This window comes from Vibrio sp. 99-70-13A1 (assembly GCF_013114625.1).
Taxonomy (GTDB): domain Bacteria; phylum Pseudomonadota; class Gammaproteobacteria; order Enterobacterales; family Vibrionaceae; genus Vibrio.
Genome location: NZ_VTXD01000012.1, coordinates 37,095 through 51,781, shown reverse-complemented (window position 1 = coordinate 51,781; position 14,687 = coordinate 37,095). Strand labels below are relative to the sequence as shown.

13 protein-coding genes and 1 riboswitch are annotated in these 14,687 nt (G+C 41.4%); of the genes, 6 read left to right on the top strand and 7 right to left on the bottom strand.

Annotated elements, in window-relative coordinates; all coding sequences use genetic code 11:
* Window positions 1-25 precede the first annotated feature (25 nt).
* The 3 genes from thiB to mpl form a co-directional block, all read right to left on the bottom strand.
* Window positions 26-1,036, bottom strand: a complete 1,011-nt coding sequence (thiB, locus tag F0226_RS09910; protein WP_171735479.1) for a thiamine ABC transporter substrate binding subunit — start codon at window positions 1,034-1,036, stop codon at window positions 26-28.
* 51 nt (window positions 1,037-1,087) lie between these two features.
* A riboswitch (TPP riboswitch) is annotated at window positions 1,088-1,207 on the bottom strand.
* 43 nt (window positions 1,208-1,250) lie between these two features.
* Window positions 1,251-1,874: a flavin prenyltransferase UbiX gene (locus F0226_RS09905; RefSeq protein ID WP_171735478.1), complete on the bottom strand. Its 624-nt coding sequence runs from the start codon at window positions 1,872-1,874 to the stop codon at window positions 1,251-1,253.
* 39 nt (window positions 1,875-1,913) lie between these two features.
* Entirely contained in the window at window positions 1,914-3,326 is a 1,413-nt protein-coding gene (gene mpl, locus F0226_RS09900; RefSeq protein WP_171735477.1) for a UDP-N-acetylmuramate:L-alanyl-gamma-D-glutamyl-meso-diaminopimelate ligase, read from the bottom strand.
* Between the two features lie 284 nt (window positions 3,327-3,610).
* Here mpl and fbp point away from each other — a divergent pair, with 284 nt between their 5' ends.
* Complete coding sequence (gene fbp, locus F0226_RS09895) at window positions 3,611-4,621, top strand: class 1 fructose-bisphosphatase (RefSeq protein ID WP_171735476.1); 1,011 nt, start codon at window positions 3,611-3,613, stop codon at window positions 4,619-4,621.
* Between the two features lie 175 nt (window positions 4,622-4,796).
* Window positions 4,797-5,327, top strand: coding sequence for an inorganic diphosphatase (ppa, locus tag F0226_RS09890; RefSeq protein ID WP_171735475.1), 531 nt, complete (start codon window positions 4,797-4,799; stop codon window positions 5,325-5,327).
* Between the two features lie 71 nt (window positions 5,328-5,398).
* On the opposite strand, the gene F0226_RS09885 is transcribed toward ppa, so the two are convergent.
* The 3 genes from F0226_RS09885 to F0226_RS09875 are packed head-to-tail and all read right to left on the bottom strand — an operon-like array spanning window position 5,399 to window position 11,300.
* The gene (locus F0226_RS09885) at window positions 5,399-5,749 is read right to left on the bottom strand and encodes a gamma-glutamylcyclotransferase family protein (protein WP_171735474.1); all 351 of its coding nucleotides are present in this window, start codon (window positions 5,747-5,749) and stop codon (window positions 5,399-5,401) included.
* Window positions 5,750-5,802: 53 nt separating this feature from the next.
* Complete coding sequence (locus F0226_RS09880) at window positions 5,803-9,576, bottom strand: translocation/assembly module TamB domain-containing protein (RefSeq protein WP_171735473.1); 3,774 nt, start codon at window positions 9,574-9,576, stop codon at window positions 5,803-5,805.
* The gene (locus F0226_RS09875) at window positions 9,573-11,300 is read right to left on the bottom strand and encodes an autotransporter assembly complex family protein (RefSeq protein ID WP_171735472.1); all 1,728 of its coding nucleotides are present in this window, start codon (window positions 11,298-11,300) and stop codon (window positions 9,573-9,575) included. Before F0226_RS09875 ends, F0226_RS09880 begins: the two co-directional genes overlap by 4 nt.
* A 326-nt stretch (window positions 11,301-11,626) precedes the next feature.
* Here F0226_RS09875 and msrA point away from each other — a divergent pair, with 326 nt between their 5' ends.
* A complete protein-coding gene (msrA, locus tag F0226_RS09870; protein WP_171735471.1) occupies window positions 11,627-12,265 on the top strand; it encodes a peptide-methionine (S)-S-oxide reductase MsrA in 639 nt (212 codons plus the stop codon).
* A 150-nt stretch (window positions 12,266-12,415) separates the two neighbouring features.
* Here msrA and F0226_RS09865 read toward each other — a convergent pair whose 3' ends face one another.
* On the bottom strand, window positions 12,416-12,616 hold the full coding sequence (locus tag F0226_RS09865) for a DUF1107 family protein (RefSeq protein ID WP_137375166.1): 201 nt from the start codon (window positions 12,614-12,616) through the stop codon (window positions 12,416-12,418).
* Window positions 12,617-12,861: 245 nt separating this feature from the next.
* On the opposite strand from F0226_RS09865, the gene F0226_RS09860 reads away from it, so the two are divergent.
* The 3 genes from F0226_RS09860 (at window position 12,862) to F0226_RS09850 (ending at window position 14,665) form a co-directional block, all read left to right on the top strand.
* Window positions 12,862-13,413 (top strand): YtfJ family protein, encoded by a 552-nt coding sequence (locus F0226_RS09860; protein WP_171735470.1) that lies wholly within the window; start codon window positions 12,862-12,864, stop codon window positions 13,411-13,413.
* An 89-nt stretch (window positions 13,414-13,502) separates the two neighbouring features.
* Entirely contained in the window at window positions 13,503-13,793 is a 291-nt protein-coding gene (locus tag F0226_RS09855) for a DUF2607 family protein (protein WP_171735469.1), read from the top strand.
* Window positions 13,794-13,831: 38 nt separating this feature from the next.
* Window positions 13,832-14,665, top strand: coding sequence for a DUF2796 domain-containing protein (locus F0226_RS09850; protein ID WP_171735468.1), 834 nt, complete (start codon window positions 13,832-13,834; stop codon window positions 14,663-14,665).
* The last annotated feature ends 22 nt before the right edge of the window (window positions 14,666-14,687 follow it).

The window sequence follows — 14,687 nt, the reverse complement described above, 5'->3', positions numbered from 1 at the left end:
TTCAATTTAGAACCAAAAAGAACGATTAAAAAGTTAAAGCACTTTGCCATTCACGGATCCAAGTTTTACGGTTTTCAGCCACTTCATCTGAAGAAAAACTCAGTGCATTACTTGGCACTGTCAACGCTTCAAAACCTTCAGGTAATTTAACGCCAGTCACTGGGTACATCCAATTTCCGGTTGGCATGGCTGATTGGAAGCCATCGCTTAAAATGAACTGCATGAATTCGTCAGCAAGCTTCTCATTTTTGCTGCCTTTCACTTTTGCTGCCACTTCAACTTGTGTGTAATGACCTTCAGCAAAATTTGCGGCTGCGTATTTTGATTCGCTTTCTGCAATAATGTGATAAGCAGGTGACGTCGTGTAAGAAAGCACTAAATCAGATTCACCCTCTAAAAACATAGAGTAAGCTTCAGACCAACCTTTAGTCACGGTTACTGTCTTTTTCGCTAGCTGTTTCCATGCTTGAGTCGTGTCGTCACCATACACAGACTTCATCCAAAGCATTAAACCTTGACCAGGCGTTGAGGTGCGAGGATCTTGATAAATCACTTTAAGATCATCACGTTGTTCAACTAATTCTTTTAAGCTTTTTGGCGGATTTTCTAGCTTTTCTTTATTGTAAACAAAAGCAAAGTAACCAAAGTCGAACGGTACAAACGTATTATCGCTCCAACCATTAGGCAAAGTAACAGCTGAAGTATCGACTTTATGCTCAGTCAATAAACCTGTTTTTTTCGCTTCAGCCATCAGGTTGTTATCTAAACCCAATACGATGTCAGCTTTACTATTGCCACCTTCAAGACGCAGACGGTTTAAAATAGACACGCCATCTTCTAAAGCAACAAAGTTAACATCACAGCCACACTGAGCTTCAAACGCTTTTTCTACTGCTGGTCTCGGTCCCCAATCAGCAGCAAAAGAATCGTATGTGTATACTGTTAATGTGCTGTCAGCCGTTGATGTACTATCAGCAGCTAAAGCTGAGAATGAAGTCACTGTTGCTAAAGCAAGAGTAGTTAATGCAAATTTCACTGGACGCTCTCCATGGTCTTGAGCGGCACAGGTTTGAGGGAGGATAAATAGGTAGGATCCTAACTCAATTCCTACGCCAGCATTATCTGGTTCAGGTTTACGGGTCCCAAGGTTAAACTTGATCTCAGCTAACATTCATAAATTGAATGCTTCGCTCCCCGATGAGTGATTTGGATTGTAATTGGAATTGACTCAATAAGCTATAACGATCCTGTTACTTGCGTTGATCATATCCCCAACGTGGTACTAAACCTTGCTCAACGCCAAGATGATCCAAAATTCTCGCCACCATAAAATCCACCAGATCTTCAATGGTCTTAGGTTGATGATAAAAACCCGGAGCAGCGGGCATAATAGTCACACCCATAGTGGATAGTTTATGCATGTTCTCTAAATGCAGTGTAGAAAATGGAGTTTCTCTTACCACCAGCAATAATTGCCCACGCTCTTTCATCACTACATCGGCTGCCCGTTCAATCAAATTATCTGACATTCCATGAGCGATAGACGCAACACTTCCTGCTGAACATGGGCAAACCACCATCTGCTTAGGAGCAGCAGAACCTGATGCCACAGGCGAAAACCAATCATCCTTGCCACATACAATCAGCTTTTCAGGATCGCAATTCAAGTGCTCAACCAACACCGATTTTGCCGCGTCTGGACCTGCTGGCAATTTAAGATCATGTTCCGTTGCCATGACTACGCGAGCCGCAGAAGAAATGAGCAAATACACTTGATAATCAGCAGCAAGTAAACACTCTAATAAACGCAAGCCATAAGGGGCACCAGAAGCACCCGTAAAAGCTAATGTGATGGCTTTATTCTTTGTCGTCATGATCTCAATTACTTCTTATTAATGATTCTATGGTGAGTGTTAATTCTTGCTCGCAAGTGCATCAAGTAGCTTTTGATGGATACCGCCAAAGCCGCCATTACTCATCACAAGTATTTGGTCTTGTGGCTGTGCTTCAGCAACAATTCTTGATACGAAAGCGTCCATATCATCACTCACATAAGCGGGCTGATGACATGCGTCAGCAATATCTTGCACTGACCAATCAATGTTATCAGGCTGGAACAAGTAAGTAGAATCAGCCTGCTTTAAAGAGCCAGCTAAGGTTTCTTTATGTACGCCTCGTTTCATCGTGGCAGAGCGAGGTTCCAAAACCGCGATAATTTTCTTATCACCTACTTTATTACGTAACCCGCCTAAAGTAAGTTCAATCGCTGTAGGGTGATGAGCAAAATCGTCATACACCTTCACTTCTGCAACTTCGCCTTTTAGTTCTAAACGACGCTTCGTATTAATAAACTTGGCAAGAGATTCACAACCTAAGTCTGGAGTCACGCCCACATGGCGAGCGGCAGCAATTGCCATCAGTGCATTATTTACATTGTGGTCGCCAACAAGGTTCCAATCCACCTTTCCGACTTTTTCATTTTGGAAATACACATTAAATTGAGAGCCATCTTTCACTAACTTTTCAGCTCGCCAATCATTCAGGCTTTCTTCACTAGGCTGATTCACTAAAGCATCAGTTTCTTGATTCAATGAAGCTTCACTGCTGTATTCAGTTTCACTCCAACAACCACGTTCCAGTACATCTTCAATGGCAGAATCTTGTCTTGGGGAGAAAATACGACCATTACTTGGAACTGTGCGCACCAAATGATGGAATTGACGCTTAATGGCCTCTAAATCATCAAAAATATCTGCATGATCGAACTCTAAATTGTTCATGACCAAGGTTCTTGGATGGTAGTGAACAAACTTAGAACGTTTATCGAAAAAAGCACTGTCATACTCATCAGCTTCGACTACGAAGAACATACTCTCACCTAAGCGAGCTGAGATACCAAAATTGCCAAGTACCCCTCCCACCAAGAAGCCAGGGGCATAACCACAATCTTCTAAAATCCAAGCTAGCATACTCGATGTAGTCGTTTTTCCATGCGTTCCAGAAACCGCAATAACCCAGCGATCATGCAGCAAGAACTCTTGTAACCACTGGGGTCCAGACGTGTATTTGAGATTATTGTTTAATACATATTCAACGCACGGATTACCACGGCTCATCGCATTACCAATCACCACTAAATCAGGTCTTGGCTCTAACTGCTGAGGATCGAACCCTTCAATAATCTCGATTCCTTGGGATTCTAAAAGCGTGCTCATGGGCGGGTAAACGTTAGCATCGCTTCCTGTCACTTTATGACCTAATTGACGAGCTAAAACAGCGGCACCACCCATAAAAGTGCCACAAATCCCTAAGATGTGAATATGCATAAGTTACTTCCAAATACTTGTCGAAAAGTGCTAGTGAAATGAACAATTTCTCAATAAAACTATTTGCATTACTTATCACGAATCGGCTTCTAAAAGCGAGCAGCAATGCAAAACAAATTTAGTCGACATTGTAACTGAGATCTCTGTCGCTTAGTTCATTACCATTAAAAAGATCTACCCCGTAGAATTTAGCTTAAGTGTCTAGGTGAATAAAAGCCCACTAGAGGTCAGGTTCAGTAGCACTAAAATCCCCCACTATATTTAGAGAAGCTTAAGGAATTAACATGTCTGAGATGCGCACCCTTGGCGAGTTTATTGTTGCAAAACAAAATGACTTCCCTCACGCAAGCGGTGATCTTTCATCCCTTCTATCATCAATTCGTCTTGCTGCAAAAATCGTAAACCGTGAAATCAATAAAGCAGGTCTCGTTGATATTACTGGTGCAGTTGGTACAGATAATGTTCAAGGTGAAGAACAGCAAAAGCTTGATCTATACGCTAATGACAAGTTTAAAGCCGCTCTAGAAGCTCGCGATCAAGTTTGTGGTGTTGCGAGTGAAGAAGAAGACGAAGCTGTTGCTTTTAATAAAGAACTGAACAAGAACGCTAAGTACGTTGTACTTATGGATCCTTTGGATGGCTCATCAAACATTGATGTGAATGTTTCAGTTGGTACTATTTTCTCTATTTACCGCCGAGTATCCCCAATCGGTACGCCTCCAACTCAAGAAGATTTCTTGCAGCCTGGTCACAAGCAAGTCGCTGCTGGTTATGTGGTTTATGGTTCATCAACCATGCTTGTTTACACAACGGGCAAAGGTGTGAATGGTTTCACTTACGACCCTTCTTTAGGTACTTTCTGTTTATCTCATGAAAACATGATGATTCCAGATCAAGGTCGAATTTATTCGATCAATGAAGGTAACTACATTCGTTTTCCAACAGGTGTTAAAAAGTACATCAAATACTGCCAAGAAAGTGCACCAAGTGAAGGCCGCCCATACATCTCTCGTTATATTGGCTCATTGGTATCTGACTTTCACCGTAACCTTCTTAAAGGCGGCATCTACTTATACCCAAGTACTGAAAGCCACCCTCAAGGTAAGTTACGTCTACTTTATGAATGCAACCCAATGGCATTCATTATGGAACAAGCGGGTGGTACGGCATCTGATGGTGTAAATCGTATTATGGATTTGAAACCAACTGAATTGCACCAACGTGTCCCATTCTTTGTTGGCTCACCAAGTATGGTGAAAAAGGTTGAAGAGTTCTTGGAGTTAAACCAAGACTAACCTAACATCCAAATGGAAACGCTTACTTCGGTAGGCGTTTTTTTTGCGAGAAAGATAATAATGGGAAGGTAATTTAAACCCGTAAAGTTTACTACTTCGCCGATTTACAGCTAAAGTTTAATGATAATCGACCAATTTAATATGGTTGTTTTTGTTTTAACTAAAGGAAATCGTAATGAGTTTAAACTTAGTTCCTGCAGGTCTATCCCTTCCTGATGATCTCTATGTTGTCATCGAAATCCCAGCCAATGCTGACCCTATCAAATATGAAGTTGATAAAGATTCTGGTGCTGTATTTGTTGATCGCTTTATGTCAGCTCCTATGTTTTATCCCTGTAATTACGGTTACGTAAATGACACACTGTCTTTAGATGGTGATCCTGTTGATGTACTAGTTCCGACTCCCTATCCTCTTATTCCAGGTTCTGTCATTCGCTGCCGGCCAGTTGGGGTGTTAAAAATGACAGATGAGTCAGGAGAAGATGCGAAAGTATTTGCCGTTCCACACTCAAAGCTTTCAAAAGAGTATGACCATATCCAAAATGTTGGCGATATTCCGGAATTATTAAAAGCTCAAATCACTCAGTTTTTTGAACGATATAAAGAGCTAGAAGCAGGGAAGTGGGTAAAAGTAGATGGATGGGCAGACATTGAAGCCGCTCGTGAAGAGATTCTAGCCTCACACAAAAGAGCACAAAAATCATAAAGAAAAAGCCAACATATAAGTGTTGGCTTTTCTTCTGAGAACTTAAATCTTAACTCAGCAGTGAACTCTGGTTAAACCCTTTGGCACCAATCCCCAGAAATAATTTCACTTCCATTCTTCGAAGTGCTCAGCTGATAGATATATATCCACGCAGGACCAAAATTGGTCTGAATGGTTTCTCGGCGATACTCTACGGGTATATCTTCCAGCACATCAAGTTGTTTCAAAACCTCGTCATCAACCATATAGACCTCTCCAGATACCCTCTTCTTTCCAGAAGTAATACCGGGGTATGCGCCAAGGTCATATAAAGCGAATTCAGGTTGAGTTTCAAAGCTTCCTAGCAATTCGCTAGAAGAAAGGTAATGCGCGTTTGATTGCCCTTTTCTTAAAGTTCCATATACAAAAACAAGATGTTGCATTGCCTTATCCCTCCTTTGAAAACCTAATTCTGTACTACTTTTGCTCTGAACGATTAATCAAATTCAAACTGGTAGAGCAGATCAACTGCGCTGTCTAAGCCAGATACCGCTTCTACGTAAAGATCTTGCATTAGGCGATAACGAACGGTGAATTCACCTAAGGAATTAAATATACCGACGCCATATTTCACTTGTAAGCCAGGTAAAATATAACCACTTACAGTGACTTGAGAGTCATCACCTGAACCTGCAGTATCTAACTGTAAATCTTGCACACCAAAAGCTTCACCAATCTCACCGACGACTTTTCCGCTCTTCGCTAAACTTAAGCCAATCAGAGTTGTTGTCATTGAGCCGCCACCTGATTCACCATCAATATCTTGCCCGCGGAGCAAGTAAGACAACGCATTGGCTTGAGGCATTGCAGGATCGGAATAGATTTCAACTTGTGGCTCCGTTGCAGGACCTGTCACTCGAACACCAGCCGTCACATCATCTTGTGTGTTGTCTGGATTTCGAATGGCGTTAATCGTGACATAAGGCTGATCGACGGGTCCGTTCATCAAAATCTTACCTTCTTTGATTACCAAGTCTTGCCCAAAGGATTGGTAGGTACCATCTGCGATATTGACTTCACCGGTTATGAAAGGACCTTTATCTTTCTGGGAAACGTTTAGCTTACCAATTAGCCCACCTTCTAAACCAAAAGCAGACAATTGGAAATCATCACCAATTGAGATGTTAATGTCCGTTTCTACATCAAAAGGAATGCTATTTGCCGAATCATCGGCTTCAAGGTTTTCATTCAACACCACTTGGTCTTTTGATACTCCAACAGCACTTGGAGGCAGCTCTTCCACTACGATTCTGCCCCAAGGTAAGCTAATGTCACCGGTTATTTTGGCAAGCTTAGGAGTGATATCTATGGCCATGTCTGGCACGACTTTGATTTTGACCATCGGCGGTAAATTCACTTTAAGCTCTTCAGCAAAAATACGTAGATTCGAGTTCCAATCTTCTAGATCTTGCCAATCACCTGAACCCTCAATATCTAGCTTGCCATCGGGAGTGATAATGTCTGCATTCACACTCGCGTTGTAACCGTCAAAATCAAGTTGAACCTTGCCGCTATTAACATCGACGGGTGTGATATCACCTTTAACTTGAATACCATCAACAGAAAATTGCCCAAAGACTTGAGGGTGCATTAACTGCCCTTTGATCGCCAATTCAGACTGAAGTTCGGCTTGCAGCAAGCTGTACTGCCCTAAAATCGGCTCTAAGAAATCTAAATTGAATGTTGTGAGTTTAAATTCAGCATCAACCGTTTTATCTTCGATAAGCACATCGGGTAAAAATAATTTACCTGAAATATCACCGTTATCGGTCACGTCCAACATCCAGTCTGCATTTAACTGGTTACCTTTCACTTGAGCATTCAGTGAAATGCTTTCCCAGCCAAGAGTCACAAGCTCACCAAGGTTTTGAATCGCTTTGCCTTTAGGTAACGTTACTTGAAGCGTCACTTCAGGTGCTGCGCCTTCTGCCCACTTAGCATCAGCAGTAGCATTTACAAAACCTTCAACATTCGTACCTTCAGGGATGTATTGTTTAATTTGCTCAAAGTTAAACTGATTAATGGCAAGCTTCGCTTCACCCGCCTTACCTACCGTCGCATCCTCAGTTAAACAAACACTTGATCCCGCTTGTTGCCAACAATGGTTTTGAACCATCACAGACTCTTTATCAACATCAGCTTTAATTGATACTGATTTATCTAACACCCATGAACCTTGCTCTGAGGTCACTTTCATTCTCTCAAGAGCACCATTCCAAATCATGGTTGGCTTCTGTGTTAACTCACCAGAAATAGCCAAACTGGTTGAAACAATGTTAGACACCACATCTAACGTTAACTCATGAGACTCCTCACCACCTTTAACATTTAATTGTACGTTATCTACGGTGTTCTCTTGATAAGCGATACCTGTCGCAGAAAGAGTCAGATCAGCTGAAGGATGAGGAAGTGGCGTAACTGAACCAGATAATAAAAGCTTGTCCAATGTCGCTTCATCTTTCCAATTCACTTTTTCTAAATTAAGGGAAAGATCCGCTTCAGGTTCTAAGAATTGACCTTTTAAGTGAATTTCACCTAGCAGTTTTCCAGCTAATTCAGGAACGCTTTTGGCGAGTTCAGGGAAATTAACCTCAACATCCATATTCCATGTTTTGTCTAATGTTCCTTTTGCCTGTAACGCGTTAGGGCCATGAGATAGCACCAAACCTTGAGTCGTAATTTTTGGCTCTCCGGTCGCACCTTTATCTGAAGCATTGAGTTGGCCTTCAATGTTCAGAGGGTAATCTCGCAAAATGCCATCTATGTCTAGCATTGGTAATTCGACCGCCCAACCTCCAGCTTCCGTTAACTCACCAGACGTTTGAAGTTTTCCGCTAATGTTCCCTTCGGCTTTTGGCCATTGTAAACCAGGCTGAATATCTTTAAGTGAAATGTCAGCCGTCCAGTTAATTGGAGTAGCCCAATTCGCCATTACTTTACCGCGAACTTCACCGCCTAATGTACCTAGCGTTAAGCTTTCTAAATCGATTTGCTCTAAGGTACCTTTACCTTTTAAATCTATAGCAAGATCAGGAATATCTTTTCCGGCAATACTGGTATTAAGAAGTAACGTGTATCCATCAAGCGAGCCACTTGTTTTCAACTGTGCGATATCAACACTAATATCGCTTTTACCTTTCAAAGGCCATTGAGCGACACCATTATTCAAGGTTAAGTCGAAAGGTAATGTAGGTTCTAAAGGCTGGATATTGCCTGATAGTTCCGCCTGAATAACGTCAGAAAATGTAGAATCAAAGTGCAACTCAGCAACACTTCCGTTTGCTTGAATGTTCACGGTTTGCCCAGAAATATCCGTTTCTTTAACTAAAGCATCTAACGATAATTCAATGGGGTAACCGCCCACCAGCTCAACACGTGTCGATAAATTAGCGCTAGCTTGAGGAACATCGAGCTCTAATGTTGTTACATCAACAACATTGCCACCAATTGTCGCTTCAACACCTAAGTGATTCACGATAACGGGGGTTTCTTGATTTAATGTGAAACGATTTAGATCGAAGCGTTGTAAGGCAATATTAATCGGGATCCACACTTCGGGTAATACAATTGGCTGTGGTTCAGATTGGGTAGTTTGGCTCTGAGCATCATCAGCCTTTTCAGCTGTATCACCAGTTTCCGATCGAGCCAGCTCAACTGAAAGATCATTAAAAGCAGTCGGTGCGATCGTTAATCGATCGCCATTCATTTTTAAAGCAGTTGAAAACAATGCCCAGTCAACTTGATTGCCTAAGATATTCAAATTGATATCAGATAATTCAATGCGATTAACCATTATCGGTAACGGTGTCGCTATGGATTTAGCCGGTGGCGTTTCAGGCTCTTGAGTTTCAGTTGGCTCAGGAAGTTCAGATAACGTGAAGTCCAAACCTTGAATAGCAACCTCATCTACGCACAATGCAGGATCTAACAGGCACCTTGGGTTAATAGCCAAAGTGACCGTTTCAAGTTTGGTATCAACATGAAGGCTTTCATCTTCGAAAGAAACATTATGAAGAGTAAATCGAGGAAAAAGTGCGCCTGAAGTTTCAGTAACTTTTAATTGAGGAAGCGCCTTCTCGGCTCCCCATAAGACTAAATTCAAGCCAGGGTTCGTAAACAAGATTGTCGCCAAGAAGACAACAACCACTAACAGCAGTGAAATGAGTGAAATTGAGCTCCATTTGGCCCATTTCGTCATCACTTTAATCATAACTCAGGTCCTAAAGTGAAATGCACTTGAAATTCATCACCAGGGTCTGCATCTAAGCCCCAAGCAAAATCTAAACTAATAGGTCCAACAGGCGATGCCCATCGCACCCCAACACCCGTACCTTTTTTCCACTCTGGTGTATTGTTGAATGCATCACCCATGTCAACAAACATGGCTCCCCACCAGTTGCCATAAACTCGATATTGATATTCAAAAGTGCTGCTGGCTGTGAATTTAGCACCCGTTAATGCGCCACTGGAATCGGTAGGGGAAATCGACTCATACCCATAACCACGAATGCTGTTGTCACCACCAGCAAAGAACCTTAAGGAAGGAGAAAGAGCATCAAAATCTTCCGCGATGTTAGCCCCGCCTTCTAGACGAGCTAAACCTCGATGGTTTTCACCAATACCACGGATCCAAGTTGTACGCCCTTGCACCCTAAATACTCTTGTTTCTGACAACAAAGCGTCATCACCCACTTCCATGGTAATACTCTGTTTATCTCCCCACATCGGCATTGAACCACCACGACTTCGAGTTCGTGAAAAAGAGATACCTGGCAGTAGGAACTGACCAACATCACTTTGTAAGCCTTGTTCATAGTTTTCAATAAGATAACGAATGAAAATCGTTCTGTGCCAGCCGCTTTCTAATCTCCAATGTCTCTCCAGTGCTAAATTAGACTCTAAACTTTTAGTATCTCGGTTATCTAGGTTTTTCATCCCATATTGAATTTGATAATACTCATTTAAGGCATCTTCAAGAGGGATCTTATAGCTGGCAACTACCGTTTGTTCCGGCTCTGAAATAGACAAGCTGCTATTAAAACTATGCCCGTATTCGTTTAACCATGGTTTCTTCCATTTCAATGTACCTTTCACACCAACATCCGTCGAAAAACCAATACCTGTTTCCAGCTGGTTTTTAGACTGAGGAGAAAGCGACACTTTCATTGGAATTTCACGACCTTTACCTAGGTACTCAAGATCGGGTTCGACAAACACAGAAGAGAACCAATCGGTGTTCGACAAGTTACTATTATATTCACCTACTTTTGAAACAAGGTAAGGTTCATTTTCTGCAAATGGTCTTAACGACTCAACTCGATCTTCTTCAATTTGGCTGCCAATGACTTTCGTTTTACCGAAGTGGTAGCGAATACCACTGTCATAATGCAATCGCACATAAGCACGATTCAGATCAGGCACAACTTCAAGACGGCTCACAAGGTAATTGCCATCAAAATAGCCTTTCGCTAAAGCTAAATTTCGAATGGCCGATTTTAATGAATCATAATCACTATGATTTAAGACACTGCCTTGAGTTAACTTTGTGCTGGCTACGAGTGCTAAAAAATCAGGATCATTTTCAGCTTCACCACTGATCACAATATCCGCAGTATGAATGAGCATCGGCTCACCAATATCCACCACAGCTAAAAGCTCTGAATCGTCATTCGTCGATGTAAAGTCAATAACGGGGTGGTAATAGCCCAAAGCATTCAATGCTTCATTAATTATCGACTCAATACGAGATTGGAAACGAAGGGATACTGAGTACTCCTCTTCAGGAATCGCACTCAAATAAGCATCTACATTATCTTGAAGAGCACCGTCTAGCCCCTCTATTTCCAAAGAAACATCGGCAAGGGCATTGGCTGAAGAGAACACTGAAGTTGCCAATATGGCGCTAATCAGAACTGGTAAAGTTTTTCTTATCATGCTTAATTGGTAAATACGTTATCAATACGTTAAGAAGTAAGCGAAATAATACCGCTAAAAGACCACTGCGTCTGTAATAAATAAGACCATATCTCGGTCTATTTTGAGGACGGTATAAACTTTTAACGAATTAATGAAACATTTTGGGAAACCATTCTCACGAAGAATCTATTAGATTACGAAATATCGACCAATCATGAACTTATAACCTTACCTTTTGTATGAAAGCTATATTGAAATGGCTCTACCGAAGGTTATAAGCGAATAAATTTGTACTGGCTGATGCATGCCAAAACAGCGAATCAAAGAATAGAAAAGGATGAATAATGATTAACAAACAAGACATGGTAACAGCCAATGATGCGCTTGCAGGAAATGAGCAAAGAATTGAAGTCACTGAACCACATTTTGTCAATCAAACTGACTTAACTAAAGCACCAGAAGGCAATCAACAACAAGTACTGCTTGGCATGGGATGCTTTTGGGGAGCTGAACGACTTTTTTGGAACTTAGATGGCGTTGTCTCAACTTCTGTTGGCTATGCTGGTGGGTTTACTAAACACCCAACATACGAACAAGTATGTACTGCTCAAACTGGTCATACTGAAATGGTAAGAGTGATTTTTGATAGCCAAGTTTTGCCACTAAGCCAACTGCTCCAAACATTCTGGGAACGTCATGACCCTACACAGGGAATGCAGCAAGGTAATGACCGAGGCACTCAATATCGTTCCGCGATTTATACATTTAGCGAAGACCAGCAGAACGTTGCATTACAATCTAAAGAGCAATATCAAGCAGCGCTTTCTCAATCACTTGGTAATACCGTGACGACAGAAATCCTGCCGGCAGGTCAGTATTTTTATGCTGAAACTTACCACCAGCAATACCTAGCTAAAAATCCAGAAGGTTACTGCGGTTTAGGTGGTACAGGGGTTTGCTTCCCGCCAAGCTTAGCTGAATAAAATAAGCCAATTTAGAGCTCACCATATAAATCAGATATAACAATGTAAATCAGATATAAAAATGGCTTCCTCTCTGGAAGCCATTTCTTCATACCGCACTAAAAAGCTAAATTGCTCGCCATCAAAGACCTTAATGCTTAATGCAAAAGATTAAACGGGTAAGCCTGCAATCGTGCCATTCACTTCTTTAAAAATGGTCAGTTTTTGTTTGTCTGAAATTTCGGGAAGAAGAACCTTGCCTTGATCGAATCGAAATTCGCCGATTCCTTCAATTGCAAACTGACCTTTAAACAAAACTTTAACGAAACGCGCCACTTGACGTGGACGGTATGTAGAAAATTCACGGAGCATATACAACCTCAATTCCATTTGGGGTAAAACAGTATTCACTTAGGTGTTCAAATTTACCTTATTTTCAGCTAATTCCTTTAGCTAAACCAACATGATCGTGTACCAAGTCGGTATAGCGTACATTATACTCATCGATAACATATCTGCAACACCTTTCTATAGCGCACGATAAGAAAGTTAACAAAGCAATTTTCTAATTTCATATTATACTTCCAAGGCAAACCAACTAGCGGAATAAAAATATAATGAAAAACAAAACTCTACTTGCTCTACTACTAACAGCCTCTCCACTATTCGCAAACGCTCATAACCTTTCAGTTGGCGGCTCAGTGCCAGCTGTTGAAGTAAGTAGCTACGGTGAAATAATTCTTAAAGACGGCAATACGGACTACCAAACTTGGTCGACCAATGATCTTTTAGGAAAAGTACGCGTCATCCAAGCCATTGCAGGAAGAAGCAGCTCAAAGGAAATGAATGCGCCTTTAATGGCTGCTATTACGGCGGCTAAGTTCTCTGAAAATGACTACCAAACCACAACAGTCATCAACCAAGATGATTCCATTTGGGGGACAGGATCGTTTGTGAAATCTTCTGCGGAAGACAGTAAAGAAGAATTTCCTTGGTCATCAATGGTTTTAGATGAAGATGGGCAAGTAGCAAGCTCTTGGTCTCTACAGGAAGAAAGCTCTGCTATTATCATTCAAGACAAGCAAGGCAAAGTTTTATTCGTAAAAGAAGGTTCATTGACTGAAACTGAAATTGCTAACGTGATTACTCTAATTAAAACCAGCCTATAATCATTTATTACTTCTTTTTGAAGACCTACCTAAAGGATATTGTTATATTGTAACAGTATCCTTTTTGCATCTATGGTATTCATTTCTACATGCGGCATAAATCTTTAGTGACATTACAGCGTGGGAGCTATTTAGCGTTAGTACTCGTACTTATGCTGAATGTTGCTGCTATTGCTCATGCCATTGACGACGCGCCCCATCACCATTTACATCATCAATGCGAACTATTTTCTGCTATCCAATTTGGGCTAGCACATACGCCCGTTACATTGCCTCAAGTAAAACAGAAATTTGAAACTTCTCAGCCACTTGCGATACAAAAGGTAAAGAGACTTTATTTCGCCTACTTGGCACGTTCTCCACCAAGCATTGTCAGTTAACTTATTACTTTAACTTTTAATTCTTTAGGAAAACTCAAATGAAACGTACTTTAATCTCATTATGTATCGGTCTTACTGCTTCTCACTCAGCTTTAGCAGAAGAACACTTTCGCTCACACGATGCACATGTTCATGGACATGTAGAAGTTAACATTGCACAAGATAACAATGAGTTATTAATCGAGGTCACAGCTCCAGGTTCTGATGTTGTTGGTTTTGAACACGCTCCAACAACACCTGAGCAAATAAAAGCACTAGAGCATGCAACCGCAATGCTTAACCAACCAGAAAACTTATTCGCTTTTAGCAACGCGCAGTGTGAACTTAAATTTAAATCCGTTTCAAACTCATTAGAGCAAGAAGAGCATCATGCTCACGAAGGTCATGATCACCACGATGACAAACATGACCATGACGCTCATGAAGGTCACGACCACCACGATGACAAACATGACCATGACGATCATGAAGGTCACGACCACCATGATGACAAACATGACCACGACGCTCATGAAGGTCACGACCACCATGATGACAAACATGACCATGACACTCATGAAGGTCACGAGCACCACGATGACAAACATGACCATGACACTCATGAAGGTCACGAGCACCATGATGACAAACATGACCATGACGCTCATGAAGGTCATGATGATCACAAAGGGCACGACCATTCAGAAGGCGGTCACGGTGAGTTTACTGTGGAATACCACTACGATTGTTCTGCAATCAACAAACTGGACTCAATCAGTACTCAATGGTTCTCAACATTCACTAGCACAGAGTCAATGACAGTGAACTTGCTGACAGATACAAAACAAGTTCAACAAAAACTCACACCAAAACAAGTTAGTTTTCGCTTTTAATCTGGCTATATAGTCTACATTG